The sequence below is a fragment of the Luteimonas sp. GW821-FHT14E02 genome, assembly GCF_058803905.1.
This window is the reverse complement of the sequence record NZ_JBXAPK010000010.1, coordinates 23499-38234: the sequence shown is the minus strand read 5'-3', so window position 1 is coordinate 38234 and position 14736 is coordinate 23499. Positions and strand designations below refer to the sequence as shown.

At 63.0% G+C, this 14736-nt stretch carries 16 protein-coding genes; 9 read left to right on the top strand and 7 right to left on the bottom strand.

Going from position 1 to position 14736, the window contains the following annotated elements; genetic code table 11:
* Positions 1-10: 10 nt before the first annotated feature.
* Positions 11-817, bottom strand: coding sequence for a polysaccharide deacetylase family protein (locus AC1RNP_RS15730; protein WP_493052225.1), 807 nt, complete (start codon positions 815-817; stop codon positions 11-13).
* Between the two features lie 97 nt (positions 818-914).
* On the opposite strand from AC1RNP_RS15730, the gene grxD reads away from it, so the two are divergent.
* Positions 915-1841: a Grx4 family monothiol glutaredoxin gene (gene grxD / locus AC1RNP_RS15725; RefSeq protein ID WP_493052224.1), complete on the top strand. Its 927-nt coding sequence runs from the start codon at positions 915-917 to the stop codon at positions 1839-1841.
* A gap of 205 nt (positions 1842-2046) precedes the next feature.
* Here grxD and AC1RNP_RS15720 read toward each other — a convergent pair whose 3' ends face one another.
* From AC1RNP_RS15720 to AC1RNP_RS15710, 3 genes are all read right to left on the bottom strand, one after another.
* A complete protein-coding gene (locus AC1RNP_RS15720) occupies positions 2047-2592 on the bottom strand; it encodes a DUF924 family protein (protein WP_493052223.1) in 546 nt (181 codons plus the stop codon).
* Positions 2592-2999, bottom strand: a complete 408-nt coding sequence (locus tag AC1RNP_RS15715) for a GFA family protein (RefSeq protein ID WP_493052222.1) — start codon at positions 2997-2999, stop codon at positions 2592-2594. The genes AC1RNP_RS15720 and AC1RNP_RS15715 overlap by 1 nt, the downstream gene beginning before the upstream one ends.
* Positions 3000-3090: 91 nt before the next feature.
* Entirely contained in the window at positions 3091-3867 is a 777-nt protein-coding gene (locus AC1RNP_RS15710) for an AMP nucleosidase (protein ID WP_493052221.1), read from the bottom strand.
* A gap of 91 nt (positions 3868-3958) precedes the next feature.
* Here AC1RNP_RS15710 and AC1RNP_RS15705 point away from each other — a divergent pair, with 91 nt between their 5' ends.
* From AC1RNP_RS15705 to AC1RNP_RS15685, 5 genes are all read left to right on the top strand, one after another.
* Positions 3959-4585, top strand: a complete 627-nt coding sequence (locus AC1RNP_RS15705; RefSeq protein WP_493052220.1) for a 2-hydroxychromene-2-carboxylate isomerase — start codon at positions 3959-3961, stop codon at positions 4583-4585.
* A gap of 101 nt (positions 4586-4686) precedes the next feature.
* Entirely contained in the window at positions 4687-5628 is a 942-nt protein-coding gene (locus tag AC1RNP_RS15700; RefSeq protein ID WP_493052219.1) for a DegV family protein, read from the top strand.
* Between the two features lie 107 nt (positions 5629-5735).
* Positions 5736-6077 carry a hypothetical protein gene (locus AC1RNP_RS15695; RefSeq protein WP_493052218.1) on the top strand — a complete coding sequence of 114 codons (342 nt, stop codon included), beginning with the start codon at positions 5736-5738 and terminating at the stop codon, positions 6075-6077.
* Positions 6078-6167: 90 nt separating this feature from the next.
* Complete coding sequence (locus AC1RNP_RS15690) at positions 6168-6848, top strand: Dph6-related ATP pyrophosphatase (protein ID WP_493052217.1); 681 nt, start codon at positions 6168-6170, stop codon at positions 6846-6848.
* A 72-nt stretch (positions 6849-6920) separates the two neighbouring features.
* Entirely contained in the window at positions 6921-8093 is a 1173-nt protein-coding gene (locus AC1RNP_RS15685; RefSeq protein WP_493052216.1) for an arabinose transporter, read from the top strand.
* Positions 8094-8099: 6 nt separating this feature from the next.
* Here the strand turns inward: AC1RNP_RS15685 and fghA are convergent, their stop codons facing one another.
* From fghA to AC1RNP_RS15670, 3 genes are read right to left on the bottom strand one after another with little or no spacing between them, the layout of a single operon-like run.
* A complete protein-coding gene (gene fghA, locus AC1RNP_RS15680) occupies positions 8100-8930 on the bottom strand; it encodes an S-formylglutathione hydrolase (protein WP_493052215.1) in 831 nt (276 codons plus the stop codon).
* Between the two features lie 13 nt (positions 8931-8943).
* Positions 8944-10053 (bottom strand): S-(hydroxymethyl)glutathione dehydrogenase/class III alcohol dehydrogenase, encoded by a 1110-nt coding sequence (locus tag AC1RNP_RS15675; protein ID WP_493052214.1) that lies wholly within the window; start codon positions 10051-10053, stop codon positions 8944-8946.
* Positions 10054-10085: 32 nt separating this feature from the next.
* Complete coding sequence (locus tag AC1RNP_RS15670; RefSeq protein ID WP_493052213.1) at positions 10086-10349, bottom strand: metal-sensing transcriptional repressor; 264 nt, start codon at positions 10347-10349, stop codon at positions 10086-10088.
* 148 nt (positions 10350-10497) lie between these two features.
* On the opposite strand from AC1RNP_RS15670, the gene AC1RNP_RS15665 reads away from it, so the two are divergent.
* The 3 genes from AC1RNP_RS15665 (at position 10498) to AC1RNP_RS15655 (ending at position 14643) form a co-directional block, all read left to right on the top strand.
* Complete coding sequence (locus AC1RNP_RS15665) at positions 10498-11523, top strand: hypothetical protein (RefSeq protein WP_493052212.1); 1026 nt, start codon at positions 10498-10500, stop codon at positions 11521-11523.
* A gap of 79 nt (positions 11524-11602) precedes the next feature.
* Positions 11603-13378: an ATP-dependent nuclease gene (locus tag AC1RNP_RS15660; RefSeq protein WP_493052211.1), complete on the top strand. Its 1776-nt coding sequence runs from the start codon at positions 11603-11605 to the stop codon at positions 13376-13378.
* Positions 13375-14643, top strand: a complete 1269-nt coding sequence (locus AC1RNP_RS15655; protein WP_493052210.1) for an ATP-binding domain-containing protein — start codon at positions 13375-13377, stop codon at positions 14641-14643. The genes AC1RNP_RS15660 and AC1RNP_RS15655 overlap by 4 nt, the downstream gene beginning before the upstream one ends.
* Positions 14644-14736 lie beyond the last annotated feature (93 nt).

The window sequence follows — 14736 nt, the reverse complement described above, 5'->3', positions numbered from 1 at the left end:
CACGACAACATCAGGCCTGCGTCGCCTCCCGCACCTCGATTTGCTCGGGCAGCACGCAGCGGTAGCCGAGTGTATACAGGCGTCGCAAAAGAAGTGTGATCGTCTCCAGGTTGCGTCCATGCCCCGCGCCCTCGTGCAGCAGCACGATCGCGCCGGGCGACAGACCGCGTTCGATCCGCGCCAGCACTTTCGCGGCATCGCTTTCCACCGCGTCGAAGCCGCGCGCATCCCAAGCCGCGCGTGCCAGTCCGCGATCGCGCAACGGCGCCGACACGAACGGATTCGCCATCCCCACCACGGCGCGGAACCAGCGCGGCGCGGTGCCGGTGATCGCGTGCAACGTGTCCTGGCACCGCACGATCTCCCCGCGCATGCGCCGTGGCCCCAGCGCCCAGAACCAGGCTGAGGGATGCGTGTAGCTGTGGTTGCCGATGCCGTGACCGCGGCGCGCGATCTCGCGCACCAGCTCGGGTTGCGCCGCGGCGCGTTCGCCGACGAGGAAGAAGGTCGCCTTCGCATCATGGGCGTCGAGCAGATCGAGCAGTGGCAAGGTGTCTTGCGAGGGGCCATCGTCGATCGTGAGCCACACGCAACGCTCGTCGGTGGGCAGGTGCGTCAACACCGGTGAATAGAGCGGCGACTGCGGCCGGAACACGCCCCACAGGAGCACCGCATGGGTCGCCAGCATCGCCGGCAACCCGGTCGTCCAGCCGAAGCGCCACCACAGCGCGATCACCAGCCCCTGCGACACTGCCAGCAGCCCCCACCAGGCATGGGGATGGCGCGGAACGCGATGCAAATGGAACGCTCTGGGCATCCGGTCATCATGCCACGCGGCCACGGCCGGCCGCGGCGCGGCGTACCATGCAAGGTTCGAACCGCACCACCCGAACCTGCCGAATTCTGGAGATTCCATGACGCTCGACCCCAACGTCCGCACCCGCATCGACACGCTGCTGCGCGACCACCGCATCGTCCTGTTCATGAAGGGCGAGCCGCGCGCGCCGCAATGCGGGTTCTCGGCCAAGGCGGTGGCGGCGCTGGGCACGCTCGACGTCGATTACGCCCACGTCGACGTGCTGTCCGATCCCGAGATCCGCGAAGGCATCAAGCTCTACGGCGACTGGCCGACGATCCCGCAGTTGTACATCGACGGCGAACTGGTCGGCGGCAGCGACATCATCGAGCAGATGGTCAACACCGGCGAATTGCACGCCGCGCTCGGACTGCCGCCGCCCGATCGCACGCCGCCAACCATCACGGTGACGCCGACGGCGGCGGAAATGCTGCGCAAGGCGGTCGCCGATGCCGGCGACGGCGTGGTCGTGCGCCTGGACATCGACCGCGCCTTCCGCACGCGCCTGCAATTGGCGCCGGAAGATGCCAGCGCGATCACGACGGAAAGCGAAGGCGTGCGCATCCAGATCGACGTCGCCGGCGCACGTCGCGCCGACGGCCTGGTCATCGATTTCGTCGACGATGCGCGCGGACGCGGGCTGATCATCGAGAATCCGAACGCACCGCCGCCGGTGGGCGAGTTGTCGCCGCAGGATGCCGCCGCCCGTCTGGCCGAAGGCAAATTGACCGTCGTCGATGTGCGGCCGCCGGACGAACGCGCCCTGGCTACGATCCGTGGTGCTTTTTCAACGCTCGACGGTGGCGCCGCCGCACTGGAATCGCTGCCGAAGGAAACACCGCTCGCCTTCCTCTGCCATCACGGCGGCCGCAGCGCGCAGGCGGCAGAGCATTTCCGCCAGTTGGGATTCCGCGAGGTCTACAACATCGCCGGTGGCATCGAGGCGTGGAGCGAGACGGCCGATCCCGCCGTGCCGCGCTACTGAGCGTTTCACATCAGGCGCTTTTAACGGAACCGCGGGAGAATCGTCTTCTCTCCATTCGTCATCCCGGCGAAAGCCGGGATCCAGTTTTTCTTGAGAGATTCATTGTCTGGACGAAGGGCTGGATCCCGACTTTCGCCGGGATGACGAGTATTTTTGCCAGACGCCCCTGCAGAGTTTCTCTGCGTCTTCGGCACCAAGAAGGGCTTCAGAACCCGCCGCCGGCATCCAGCCAGGCCTGTTCCTCGGCCGTGTTCTCGCGCCCCAGGGCGCGATTGCGATGCGGAAATCGGCCGAAGCGCTCGATCACATCCAGATGGGCCTGCGCGTACTTGTCGTAACCGCCGTCGGTGAGGTCGCGGAACAGCTCCACCGAACGCCGCTGGTCGGCGATCGCTTCGGAGTGCTCGAACGGCAGATAGAAGAAAGCGCGCAGCGCCGGCTCGGCCTGGAGATCGAGCCCGGCCTCGACTGCGTGCGCGGCATAGTGCCGCGCCAATCCGTCGGTGGCGAAGGCATGGCCGCTGCCCCGGAAAACATTGCGTGGAATCTGATCGAGCAGCAACAGCAGCGCCAGCGCGCCCTCGGCCGTCTCCATCCAGTGCTCGAACTCGCGCCGCGCGGCGGCATGGTGCGCGTCGAGGAAACGGTCGTGGCATTCCTCGTCGAAGAGTTTGCCTCCCTGAAACCACTTCACGTAACCGGCCTCGCGCCAGAACGCGACGATCTCGCCTGGAGTGGCCACCGCCGCCATCACAGGAACTTCTTCTCGGCGTCCGACGGCTCGTGCCACCAGTCGTTGTCGCGGCCGTTGAAATACTTGATCGGCGCTGCGGCCAGCTGTTCGTCATCGACCTCCAGGCAGGCCAGATTGACCGACACGTACTTGCCACCGACTTCCTCGATGTCGCCGTAGCCGTAGGCGCGCACGCCGCAGGTCTTGCAGAACGGCCAGTGGGTCAGGCCGTTGCGGCTGTAGTCGATCGTGGCATCCGCGCCGCTGAGCAGGCGGAACGCGTCCGGCTTCACGCTCATCGACCAGTTGCGGGTCTTGCGGCAGATCGAGCAGTTGCAGCGGCCGCCGCCTTCGGCCAGATCGAGGTCCACTTCATAACGAACGCTGCCGCAGTGACAGCCGCCGGTGTAGGTCTGGGTGGTCATGGTGATCTCCGGTAGGGATTGCGCAAGATATTCACTGGCCTCTCGAAACGGGCGTCGTGATGCTCGTCCGGCCTGGCTCACTCGTCGAGGTTCATTCGTCGAACTTCAAATGCCGCACCGACTTGCCATGCCGGCGGATCAGGCGCAGCGCCTCGATGCCGATCTGGATATGGCGTTCGACGTACTCGGCGCTGACGCGCGCGTCGGAGGCTTCGGTCTTCACGCCTTCGGGAATCATCGGCTGATCGCTGACCAGCAGCAACGCGCCGCAGGGAATGCGGTTGGCGAAGCCGGCGGCGAAGATCGTGGCGGTCTCCATGTCGATCGCCATGCAGCGCAGCTTGCGCAGGTATTCCTTGAAGGCCTCGTCGTGTTCCCAGACGCGGCGGTTGGTGGTGTAGACGGTGCCGGTCCAGTAGTCCTGGCCCATGTCGCGGATCATGGTCGAGACCGCGCGCTGCAGGGCGAACGCCGGCAGCGCCGGCACTTCCGGCGGCAGGTAGTCGTTGCTGGTGCCCTCGCCGCGGATCGCGGCGATCGGCAGGATCAGGTCGCCGAGTTCGTTCTTGCGCTTGAGCCCGCCGCACTTGCCGAGGAAGAGCACCGCCTTGGGCTCGATCGCCGACAGCAGGTCCATCATCGTCGCCGCGTTCGGGCTGCCCATGCCGAAGTTGATCATGGTGATGCCATCGGCGGTGGCGCTGGGCATGGGACGGTCGAGACCGACGATCTCGGCACCGGTCAGGCGGCTGAAATGGCCGAGATAGCCGCCGAAGTTGGTTAGCAGGATGTGCTCGCCGAAGCCGTCCAGTGGAACGCCGGTGTAGCGCGGAAGCCAGTTGTTGACGATTTGTTCTTTTTCTTTCACGTGGGTCGCCTCCTGAGTTTTGGCATTTTCTCATGCGCGAGGCGGGTCAGGCAGGTGCGACGCCTGCCGGCGGAGCCGCTACACTGCCGCCATGGCATCGAAACCGCGCTGGTATTTCGACTTCGTTTCGCCGTTCTCCTACCTGCAATGGCGGAAGCTGGCCGCGCATGCGGACGCATTCGGCATCGAGCCGGTGCCGATCGTGTTCGGCGCGATCTTGAACGAGCTCGGCATCCGCGGACCGGCCGAGATCCCGCACAAGCGCGAGTTCACCTATCGCAACGTGGTGTGGCGGGCTCGGCAGGAGGGCATTCCCTTCCGCTTTCCGCCCTTGCACCCGTTCAATCCGCTGCCGGCGCTGCGCCTGTGCATCGCCGCGGGCAGCACCCCGCAAGCCGTCAGCACGATCTTCGACTGGATCTGGGCGGAGGGCCGCGCCGTCGACGGCGCCGAGGCGATCGCACCGCTGGCCGCGCAGCTCGGCGTGGCGGCGGAGGCGATCGGCAGCGACGCGGTGAAGACCGCGCTGCGCGACAACACCGCCAAGGCCACCGCCGCCGGCGTCTTCGGCGTGCCGACGCTGGCGATCGGCAACGACCTGATCTGGGGCAACGACGCGCACGACCTGGCGATGGCGGCCTTGCACGATCCCGCCCTGTTCGACGATGCCGAGATGCGACGCGTCTCGACACTTCCTGTCGGAATCCGACGCGCCTAGCTATTCGTAGCGCCCAGCTCCTCATATAGCGTGATCCTGCTCACAGAGCGTTTCCGGGCAAGACTGGTAGCGTTGCCCGTTTAGGGGGAACGGGACTCACCATGCGCATCGGGATCGTCGTCGACTCGACCTGCGACCTGCCAAAGGACTTCATCGAACAACACCGCATCGTCATCCTGCCGGTCACCATCCGGATCGACGATGCCATCCAGGTGGACTATCGCGATCCCGAGGCCACCCTCGCCTTCCTGCATTCGCACATCGCCGAGCGCGGCGCCAATGCGGAGACCAGTCCGTTCACGGTGCAGCAGATCCACGATCTGTTCCTGGAGCGGCTGGTCATCGACTACGACCACGTCTTCTGCCTGACCGTCACCAAGACGCGCAGCCCGATCTACGACAACGCGCAGAAGGCGAGCTACGCCATCCTCAACGACTACAGGCCGATCCGCAGCGCCGCCGGCAACACCACGCCGTTCGCCTTGCGCCTGATCGATACGCAGAACCTGTTCTGCGCGCAGGCCATCCTGCCGGTGGAGGCGGTGCGTCTGCGCGAGGCCGGTGAAGGACCGGCCAAGATCCGCGCGCGCCTGGAACACATCGCCATGCACACCCACGGCTACGCGGTGCCGCGCGATCTGTACTACATCCGCAACCGCGGCCGCGCCAAGGGCGACCGCAGCGTGAGCCTGCTCAGCGCCGCGCTCGGCACCGCCCTGGACATCAAGCCGATCCTGCACGCCTACCGCGGCGATACCGGCCCGGTCGGCAAGGTCAAGGGCTTCGAGCCGGCCGTGCAGAAGCTGTTCGAATTCGCCGCGCGCCGCGTCACCGCCGGGCTGATGACGCCCACCCTCGCCCTCTGCTACGGCGGCGAGCTCGACGAGATGCGCGCGATGCCCGGCTACGACGCGCTGCGCGAGGCCTGCGAGGTGCATGGCGTGGAAGTGTTCGAGAGCGTGATGAGCCTGACCGGCATGGTCAATGTCGGCAAGGGCGCGGTGGTCGTGGGCTTCGCCGCGGAGGCGCACCCGTTCGCGTGAGCGCGCCGCGCGACCACGCTCGCGCAACGCGCCGTTGCGGATATCTCAACATCCCGCTAACGCGCGGCTGATAGGCTTCCACGCCATCTTCATCGCACGGACCGCTCATGGCCGCACGCTACTACATCAGCCTGCCCGACCCCGCCAAGGCGCGCGGCGCCGGCGAATTCGCCTTTCGGTCCCAGGGGGCCGAGGGCCTCGCGCAGGAACTGCAGGAAGCGCTGCGCAGCGACGCGCTGTTCGGGCGCTGGCGCGCGAAGCAGGACGACCCGGACGGCGTCGATCCCGCCCTGGGCGCCACCGACCCCGGCGCCACCGTCAACGGCCAGCAGGATGACCTGCATATCGATCTGATCGCAGTGACGTCGCTGCCGGGCGCCGTGTTCAAGCATCGCCTGCGGCTGCTGGCCGGCAGCGCGTGGGAATTGCGGGATGTGTCGGCTGCGTAAATGCAGCCTCGGCGGGGCGTGCCGGCCGCGCAGGCCCCGTCTCGACGTGGCACGTCCGCAAGCAAACGTCCGATCCGTCGATTCACCCGCATGAGTGAGCGCAAACAGGTCCTGCTGGCCTGGAGCGGCGGCAAGGACGCGGCGTGGACGCTGCACGTGCTGCGCCAGCGCGAGGACGTGGAAGTGGTGGCGCTGCTCACCACGATCACGCAGGAATACCAGCGCGTCTCCATGCAGGGCATCCGCCGCGACGTGCTGCATGCACAAGCAAAGGCGACCGGACTGCCGCTGATCGAAGCCATGATCCCGCGCGAGTGCGACAACGCGCACTACGAAGCAGCGATGACGAAAGCGTTGCAAGAAGCCGGCGCACGCTGGCCGCAATTGCGCACCACCGCCTTCGGTGATTTGTTCCTCGAAGACATCCGCGCCTATCGCGAGCAACGCCTGGCCGAAGCGGGCTGGGACATCATGACGCCCCTGTTCGGTGCGGACACGGCACGACTGGCGCGCGACATGCTCGCCGGCGGCCTGCGCGCGGCCTTGTGCTGCGTGGACGCGCGGCAACTCGACGGCCGCTACAGCGGCCGCGATTTCGATGCGGACCTGCTGCGCGAGCTGCCACCGCACTGCGATCCCTGCGGCGAGAACGGCGAGTTCCACACCTGCGTCCGCGCCGGCCCGATGTTCTCGCAGCCGCTCGCGCTGGTCCGCGGCGAAACGGTGCTGCGCGACGAGCGCTTCGTCTACACCGACTTCGCCCTGCAATAGCACGCTCAGTCGCGCGCATCGTCCGGCAATATCAGCACGCCCCCGGCACGACAACCGCTAGGATGCCGGTCGATGACCGCCGCCGCTCCGCCTTCCTCCCCCGACCGCGCCCTGCTGCGCCTGTGCGTGGCGATCTTCCTCGGCTACCTCACCGTCGCCCTGCCGCTGCCCGTGCTGCCGCTGCACGTGCGCCAGACCCTTGGCTACAGCGATTTCATCGTCGGCGTGACGATCGGCGTGCAGTTCCTCGCCACCATCGTCACCCGCGGCTACGCCGGCCAACTGGCCGACACCACCGGTGCACGACGGGCGATGCGCGGCGGTTGCTGGCTCGCCGCCGTGGCCGGCGCGTGCTACGTGACTTCCACATGGCTGCCGCACGACGGCCAGCTTCCCGTCCTGATCGTCGGCCGTCTGCTGCTGGGCGTGGGCGAAAGCCTGCTGGTCACCGGCATGATGGCCTGGGCCATCGGCGCCATCGGTGCCGCGCACTCGGGCAAAGTGATCACCTGGACCGGCGTGGCGATCTTCGGCGCGCTCGCGGCCGGCGCGCCGCTGGGACTGGCGATCCATGAGTACGGCGGTTTCGTCTGGGTCGGCGTGGCCACGATCGTGCTGCCGCTAGCCGGACTGGCACTGACCCTCGGCGTGGCACCAGTCGCGCCGCTCGGCGGTCATCGCCTGCCGTTCCGTACCGTGCTCGCGAAGATCGCGCCGCCGTCGTTCGGCCTGATGCTGCAAGGCGTCGGCATCGCCAGCATCAATGCCTTCATTACCCTGTATTTCGCGGCACGCGGATGGCGTGGCGCGGGCTGGACGCTGACCTGCTTCGGCGTCACCTTCGTCGGCATGCGGCTGCTGTTCGGCCACCTGCCGGACAAACTCGGCGGCCGCCGCGTGGCCCTGATCCTGATGCTGATCGAAACCGCCGGCCTGCTCGTGCTCTGGCAGGCGCAGGCGCCGTGGATGGGATTTCTCGGCGCCGCCCTGACCGGCGCGGGATGCTCGCTGCTGTATCCCGCGCTCGGCGTGGAAGCCGTGCGCCGCGTGCCCGCGCAGGTACGCGCTACCGCATTGGGCGCGTATGCGGCGTTCCAGGACGTGGCCTACGCGATGACCGGCCCGATCGCCGGCCTGCTGGCGATGCAGTTTGGCTATCCGTCGGTCTACCTGTTCGCCGCGATCGCGGCGCTCGCCGGCTGGATGGTGGTGTTTCGTCTGCGCCCGGTGAGCGCGGCGAATTGAAACGCCTCAGCCGCGCAGCGCACGCGCGTGATGCGCGACGTGCTCGCCGATGAAACTGGCGATGAAGTAATAGCTGTGGTCGTAGCCGGACTGCAGGCGCAGATTGAGCGGATGTCCCGCGGCCTCGCACGCGCTTCGCAACAATTCCGGTTTCAGCTGCGTGCCCAGGAATTCGTCCGCATCGCCTTGATCGACGAACAAGGGCAACCGTTCGGACGCCGTCGCAATCAGCTCGACGGCATCGTATGCCTTCCACGCCTCGCGATCCTCGCCCAGATACGCGGCGAAGGCCTTCTCGCCCCACGGCACCTGCGACGGCGCCACGATCGGCGAGAACGCCGACACGCTGCGATAACGCCCGGGATTGCGTAGCGCGATCACCAGCGCACCATGCCCGCCCATGGAATGCCCGCTGATCGCGCGCGCATCACCGACCGGAAACTGCGCTTCGACCAGCTTCGGCAATTCCTCGACGACGTAGTCGTACATCCGATAATGCCGCGTCCACGGCGCCCGCGTGGCATTGACGTAGAAGCCGGCGCCTTGACCAAGATCGTAGGCCGCATCGTTCGCCACGCCTTCGCCGCGCGGACTCGTATCCGGCGCCACGATGGCGATGCCGTGCTCGGCGGCATACCGCTGCGCGCCAGCCTTGGTGATGAAGTTCTGCTCGGTGCAGGTCAGGCCGGACAACCAGTACAGCACCGGCACGCGCTCCCGCCGTGCCTGCGGCGGCAGATAGATCGCGAAACGCATGTCGCAATCCAGCACTTGCGAGCGATGCGTCCAGACTTCCTGTCTGCCGCCGGACGCGGCATGTCGTTCGACGCGCTCCATCAGTGCGTGCTCATCAGTAATGGATCACCGTGCGGATCGACTTGCCCTCATGCATCAGATCGAAGGCCTCGTTGATTCGCTCCAGCGGCAGCGTGTGCGTGATGAAGGGATCCAGATCGATCTCGCCGTGCATCGCCTGCTCCACCATGCCCGGCAACTGCGTGCGGCCCTTCACGCCACCGAACGCGGTGCCGCGCCACACGCGACCCGTGACGAGCTGGAACGGCCGCGTGCGGATCTCCTGCCCCGCGCCCGCCACGCCGATGATCACGCTCTCGCCCCAGCCCTTGTGGCAGCACTCCAGCGCCGCGCGCATCACATCGACGTTGCCGATGCATTCGAAGCTGAAATCCACGCCGCCATCGGTCAGTTCCACGATCACGTCCTGGATCGGTTTGTCGTGCTCTTTCGGATTCACGCAATCGGTGGCGCCCATCGACTTCGCGAGCTCGAACTTGCCCGGATTGGTGTCGACCGCGATGATCCGCCCCGCCTGCGCCTGCTTCGCGCCCTGGATCACCGCCAGCCCGATGCCGCCGAGCCCGAACACCGCCACCGAATCGCCCGCCTTCACCTTCGCCGTGTTGTGGACCGCGCCGATGCCGGTGGTGACGCCGCAGCCGAGCAGACACATCTTCTCCAGCGGCGCGGCCGGATCGATCTTCGCCAGCGAAATCTCCGGCACCACCGTGTACTCGCTGAAGGTGCTGCAGCCCATGTAGTGATAAATCGGCTGCCCGTTGTAGGAAAAGCGTGTGGTGCCGTCCGGCATCAGCCCCCTGCCCTGCGTCGCGCGCACCGCCTGGCAGAGATTGGTCTTGCCGGACAGACAGAACTTGCACTTGCGGCATTCGGCCGTGTACAGCGGAATCACATGATCGCCCGGCGCCACGCTGGTCACGCCTTCCCCGACCTCCACCACCACGCCGCCACCCTCATGCCCGAGCACGGCCGGGAAGATGCCTTCCGGATCGTCGCCGCTGAGCGTGAACGCATCGGTGTGGCAAACGCCGGTGGCGTGGATCTTCACCAGCACTTCCCCGGCCTTCGGCCCCGCCACGTCGATATCGACGATCTGCAACGGCTTGCCTGCTTCGAACGCCACGGCGGCGCGTGATTTCATGAGCAACTCCCTCAGATGACTTCAGACTCGGATCACTTCAGATAGGAACGCACCAGCGCGATGGCCTGCTGGATGCCCGCGTCGTTCTCGGCGATGTCGCCGAACTCCTCGCGCAGATGGCTCTCCAGCACCTCCGCCATCAACCCGTTCACCGCCCCGCGGATCGCCGCGAGCTGCTGCAACACGGCGCTGCACTCCGCGCCTTGTTCGATCGCGCGCTCGAGCGCGTCGGTCTGGCCGCGGATGCGGCGCAGGCGGGTGAGGGCGCGCTTTTTTTCGTGGGCGGTGTGGGGCATGGCGGATATCCCGGTACTCCCAGGGAGTATACGTCAAGTTAGATCTTTGGCTTGATGCAACGCCGCAGAGCAAATAAGCAATGGCTGATATCGGCCAGGAGCGGACGTTGAGTGGTGCATAAACCGCTGTCTGGCCAATAATGACTTTATGGGGAAAGTCAGCGTCAACCAGATCCGCGAGCGACTGAAGGCCATTGACGAACGCCGACTGTTCTATGAGCGGAAGTCGGAACAGCCCCGACGACTTGCACTACATGAAGTTTGGCGCCATGCCTATTTGGCCAGACCCTACCTGATCGGCGCGCCTGACGAGCGCATTGCCGAGAGATTCCGGCACATATTCATGAATGTTGGCGAGATCGGCGAGTCCGGCAAGCTGCAACTTGTTCCGCTCACTGAAACCGATGAGTTCATGCAGACCTTCACCCACATGCTGGAGGAATTCAACGCCCGAGGTGCAGGCATACCCGGACGTCTTATTGAATCCGCTCGGGAGCCAATCCATCGGTATTTTCAACATGGAACGCCAATTGGCGTCGCACTGTTCGCAAGGTACAAGGCACCTTCCGGACCTATCCTCGTCAAATACGGTAAGCGCGAGTTTCTCGAGCCGATGCTGAAAACAGGCAAGCTTCGGATAGCCAATGCCAAGTCCTATAACAACGTAAGCCATTTGGACGCTGTTCGGGACGACGAAACTAGTCGAACCTTCTTCATCCCTACCTACCAAGAGCGCGTCGAAGGTCAAGCCCACTTCGATATGCAGGGGCATCGGATTGAATTCGGCGACGACGACGTCGTGTTACCGCTGGTGTTCGACGACTACTACCTGTTTAGCATGTGCGAACAGATCCACTATCGCATGCCTACGGACTTTGAGGCCGACGCAGCAATCGTCATCAAGAACCCGGAGCGCTTCAAGCAGCGCCTGATCGCGTCCTTTCTGGCGCGCTTTCCCGACTGGGAGCCAATGGAAGGAAAGGTGACATACTACGACCCATATCGCGACTACACAAAGTTCAAGGTTCCGGAAATGGCGAAGCACTTCGGCTACGCATATCAAAAGGAAGTTCGTGTCGCATTTCGGCCCCGCCGCCGGATAGTTGCCCACCTCGAACCGCTGTTTCTGTCCGTCGGAGCAATGACAGACTATGCGGACCTAGTGACCCTTTAGTCGTCGTTGCTCGCTTATGGGGCGCTCTGGGAAAAACCACGTGGCGATATGATTGACAGCCAGCCAGGGGGAGCATGGGATGCGCATCGCCAAACTTTCTATTCGGAACTTTAGAGGCATTCGCCAAGCCGATATTCTGTTCAAGCAACATCCGATCTTGGTTGGCCCGAACAATTCGGGCAAGACCACAATCGTCGAAGCGATGGCACTCCTCTTCGGGAGGGATGGCTTGGTAAGAGAGCTTACCGAGCACGATTTTTATCAGTCCAACCCGCAACCCGAAGACCGGATCAAGCTAGTGGCCACCCTGGCCGATTTCGGCTCCAGCAATCCCGACGCCCTGCCTGAATGGTTTCAACCGGGACGAGCAGTTCCGAAGTGGATCGACACTAAAACAGGCGTTGTGCATCCAGCACGAACCGAGCAAGAGCAATTACTGTGTTGCCAAATTGCCTTTCAAGCGTATTTCGACCAAGAAACCTTGAAAGTTGAAACGATCAGATACTTCCATGATTCAGATGATGAGATGGATCCGTTTGCAGACGGAAACGTCACGCAAGTACCTGGCCGGCTAGTTCACAAGGTCGGGTTCTATCTCGTCCGAGCAAGCCGAACATGGGACAAGATGCTCTCTTGGGGTAGCGAGCTCTTCCGGCGAACAGTGCTGGCAGCTGAGGCGCAGCCATCAAGAGCCTTGCTTAATGAGCGGGAACGGCTTCGAGCACCGGAAATGCCGCTGGAACTCGATCCTGCGATGTCAAAGCTCACCGCAAATGTGGACGCAGAAATGGGGCGGTACTTGGCCTCAGCGCCAAAGTTGCAGCTCAGGATTACAAACACTGATAGCAAATCCGTAATGGATGCAGTGTGCTCTCACTACCACGTTGAAGGTGGCACTAGCGTACCTGCGAGCAGGCAGGGCAGCGGCCTTCTGTCGTTACAAGGACTGACCCTTCTTCTAGAGCTCGGGAAGGCACGCGGGCTTGCTGGCGAGGGATTCGTGATGGCGCTCGAGGAGCCGGAAGTTCACCTTCCTCCATCCAGCCAGCAGCAGCTTGTGCAACGAGTCCAATCGCTTTCGTCTCAGACGATCACAACGACGCATTCGCCAACCGTAGCTGCCTCGGCAGACCCGACCGCTGTCTTGCTTTTGATCAACGAATCGGGGTTGATCAAAGCTGAACCATTCTTTGAATCAGCTCTTACAGAGGATTCTAAGAGCTGGGAAAGGAAATTCTTTCATTCGAGCAGGATAGATGTCTTAGAGGCATTGATGCAGCCGAGCGTTCTAGTTCCTGAGGGGCGCTCGGAGCACCGCATGATCTCGACGCTAATTCGCTCACTGACAGTTCGGCGAGGCTGGGCTGCAACAACACAAAGAGCATTTCCACTTGAAGTCGGCGTAGTGCCTACTGAGGACGCAAATGTTGTTGCGATTTCCAAGAGGCTTTCGCGCCTACACCCCCGCGTCGGATGCTTAGTTGATGGCGACGAGGCCGGAATTGAGTACGTCAAACAACTACGAGGACTGGAACTGCCACCCGTATTCATAGTGAGATGGCACACCGGCGCAGACTTGGAAGGGGTGATGGATTGGATCTTAGCTGCCGATGCGGCCGCGCCAAGCAAGGTGGAAGGCCACAATGGCAAGTCTCGAGAAGAGGTGGTTGCGAGCCTTAGAGCCAAAAAGAACGACCCAATTCTGTACGAATCTTTCAGCGAAGTAGTCGCTGCAAGCGACGCTTGCTCCGCACGAGCTGCCGAGCTATTCAATGGATTAGCCAACGCGTGCAGAGGAACCGAAAGCGAAAGATTCAAAAAGGACAGCGCCGGCGTTTTTGTTTTCCACCCATGATAAGGAGCTTTTCAGGCGGAGCCGGATGCGGCAAGACTTGGACCTTGATGGACGAAACCAAGTCGTACCTCCTTAATAGTCCGCTCAACGAAGGCGAGAAGATTCTCGCTCTAACCTTCATGCAGGGAGCCAGAAGGAGACTTGATGATTCACTGAGGTCAATGAAGATTCTCAATGGTCGCTACACCTGCGAGACCATAGATAGTTTTGCGAAACAAATTGTTGTGCGATGGCGGAGCTTGTGGCGTCATTTGGGATTCGAAGAGCCTAGCGGCGAAGCGTTTACTGAAGTTTGCGAGATCGCCGCCAGCCTGCTGGAGCGCCCAGAGGTTGTCGGCTGGGTGGGCCAGGTCTATCGCCTCGTTGTAATCGATGAGGCTCAAGACATGGATCCTGCGCGCCTCCGGATTGTCCAGGCGCTTACGGTCCACATTGATGCTCTGATTGCTGCTGACGAGTTTCAGTGCTTGGACGAGACTCTAGCCATCAATCCTCTTTGCAACTGGCTAGTCGAAGCAAGCGATGACAAAGAGCTCGAAGTCCAATGGCGCACCAAGGACAAGGAGATTCTTGCAGCGGCCTCGGCTCTCCGGGCAGGACTGCCGATACCCAATGGCTCACGTACGTTCAGATTATTGGTAACTGGGAACGCGCAGAGAACTGCGGATCAAGTTAATAATTGGCTGTCGTGGTACGCGCGCGCCCCTAGAAGCTCGGCGATCATATCGCCCACGATTGGCACATTCGCAAAATCGGTGATCGACCTTGTGCGCTCTACGAAGTCGTCGAAAAGGAACCTCGGACCTCATTCGGTTCGACTTGAAAGTTCAGACCAGCAGGAACTGCAAGAGCTTCTCGGATTGATGCATTTGGCAGAGATCAATGACGCCGCTCAGATTCGAGAGGGCGCCAATAGAATAATGAATCCTGCGTTTTCTCTCGCAATGTCTGAGTGGCTGGACTGTCAGAGGAGAACTAGAGGTAAGACTTCATTCCTCAAAGAAGAGGTGGTTGCCGAAATCAGATTGATGATGGCGCGTCGCAAGCGAATCCGCATGGATAAGTCGTCTGGAACGAGAGCTATGACAGTTCACGGTGCAAAGAACCGAGAGTTCGACGTGGTAATAGTGCTCTGGCCGACAGGCATGAAATGGGCTGCGGAATACCAGCGGAGACTTCTATATAACGCCGTTACGAGAGCAAAGCTCTTCTGCGTGATTCTCCTGCAGACATCCAAGACTGCAAAAGAGCCACCTTTTGTATAGTGGCTGTAACTCCAAGGCGAGCATCCGAACCAACTGGGTGGCAGCTTTGGGTCGAAAGCTGCCGCAATCTGCACCCTACAAACCGAAACGCCG

Bases quoted from the DNA above. Each gene is read 5' to 3' on its own strand.
- grxD (WP_493052224.1), top strand. From the start codon at position 915: ATGACGCTCGACCCCAACGTCCGCACCCGCATCGACACGCTGCTGCGC.
- AC1RNP_RS15695 (WP_493052218.1), top strand. From the start codon at position 5,736: ATGGCCGCACGCTACTACATCAGCCTGCCCGACCCCGCCAAGGCGCGC.
- AC1RNP_RS15700 (WP_493052219.1), top strand. From the start codon at position 4,687: ATGCGCATCGGGATCGTCGTCGACTCGACCTGCGACCTGCCAAAGGAC.
- AC1RNP_RS15730 (WP_493052225.1), bottom strand. From the start codon at position 817: ATGCCCAGAGCGTTCCATTTGCATCGCGTTCCGCGCCATCCCCATGCC.
- AC1RNP_RS15690 (WP_493052217.1), top strand. From the start codon at position 6,168: ATGAGTGAGCGCAAACAGGTCCTGCTGGCCTGGAGCGGCGGCAAGGAC.
- AC1RNP_RS15675 (WP_493052214.1), bottom strand. From the start codon at position 10,053: ATGAAATCACGCGCCGCCGTGGCGTTCGAAGCAGGCAAGCCGTTGCAG.
- AC1RNP_RS15670 (WP_493052213.1), bottom strand. From the start codon at position 10,349: ATGCCCCACACCGCCCACGAAAAAAAGCGCGCCCTCACCCGCCTGCGC.
- AC1RNP_RS15720 (WP_493052223.1), bottom strand. From the start codon at position 2,592: ATGGCGGCGGTGGCCACTCCAGGCGAGATCGTCGCGTTCTGGCGCGAG.
- AC1RNP_RS15685 (WP_493052216.1), top strand. From the start codon at position 6,921: ATGACCGCCGCCGCTCCGCCTTCCTCCCCCGACCGCGCCCTGCTGCGC.
- AC1RNP_RS15665 (WP_493052212.1), top strand. From the start codon at position 10,498: ATGGGGAAAGTCAGCGTCAACCAGATCCGCGAGCGACTGAAGGCCATT.
- AC1RNP_RS15715 (WP_493052222.1), bottom strand. From the start codon at position 2,999: ATGACCACCCAGACCTACACCGGCGGCTGTCACTGCGGCAGCGTTCGT.
- AC1RNP_RS15660 (WP_493052211.1), top strand. From the start codon at position 11,603: ATGCGCATCGCCAAACTTTCTATTCGGAACTTTAGAGGCATTCGCCAA.
- AC1RNP_RS15655 (WP_493052210.1), top strand. From the start codon at position 13,375: ATGATAAGGAGCTTTTCAGGCGGAGCCGGATGCGGCAAGACTTGGACC.
- AC1RNP_RS15705 (WP_493052220.1), top strand. From the start codon at position 3,959: ATGGCATCGAAACCGCGCTGGTATTTCGACTTCGTTTCGCCGTTCTCC.
- fghA (WP_493052215.1), bottom strand. From the start codon at position 8,930: ATGGAGCGCGTCGAACGACATGCCGCGTCCGGCGGCAGACAGGAAGTC.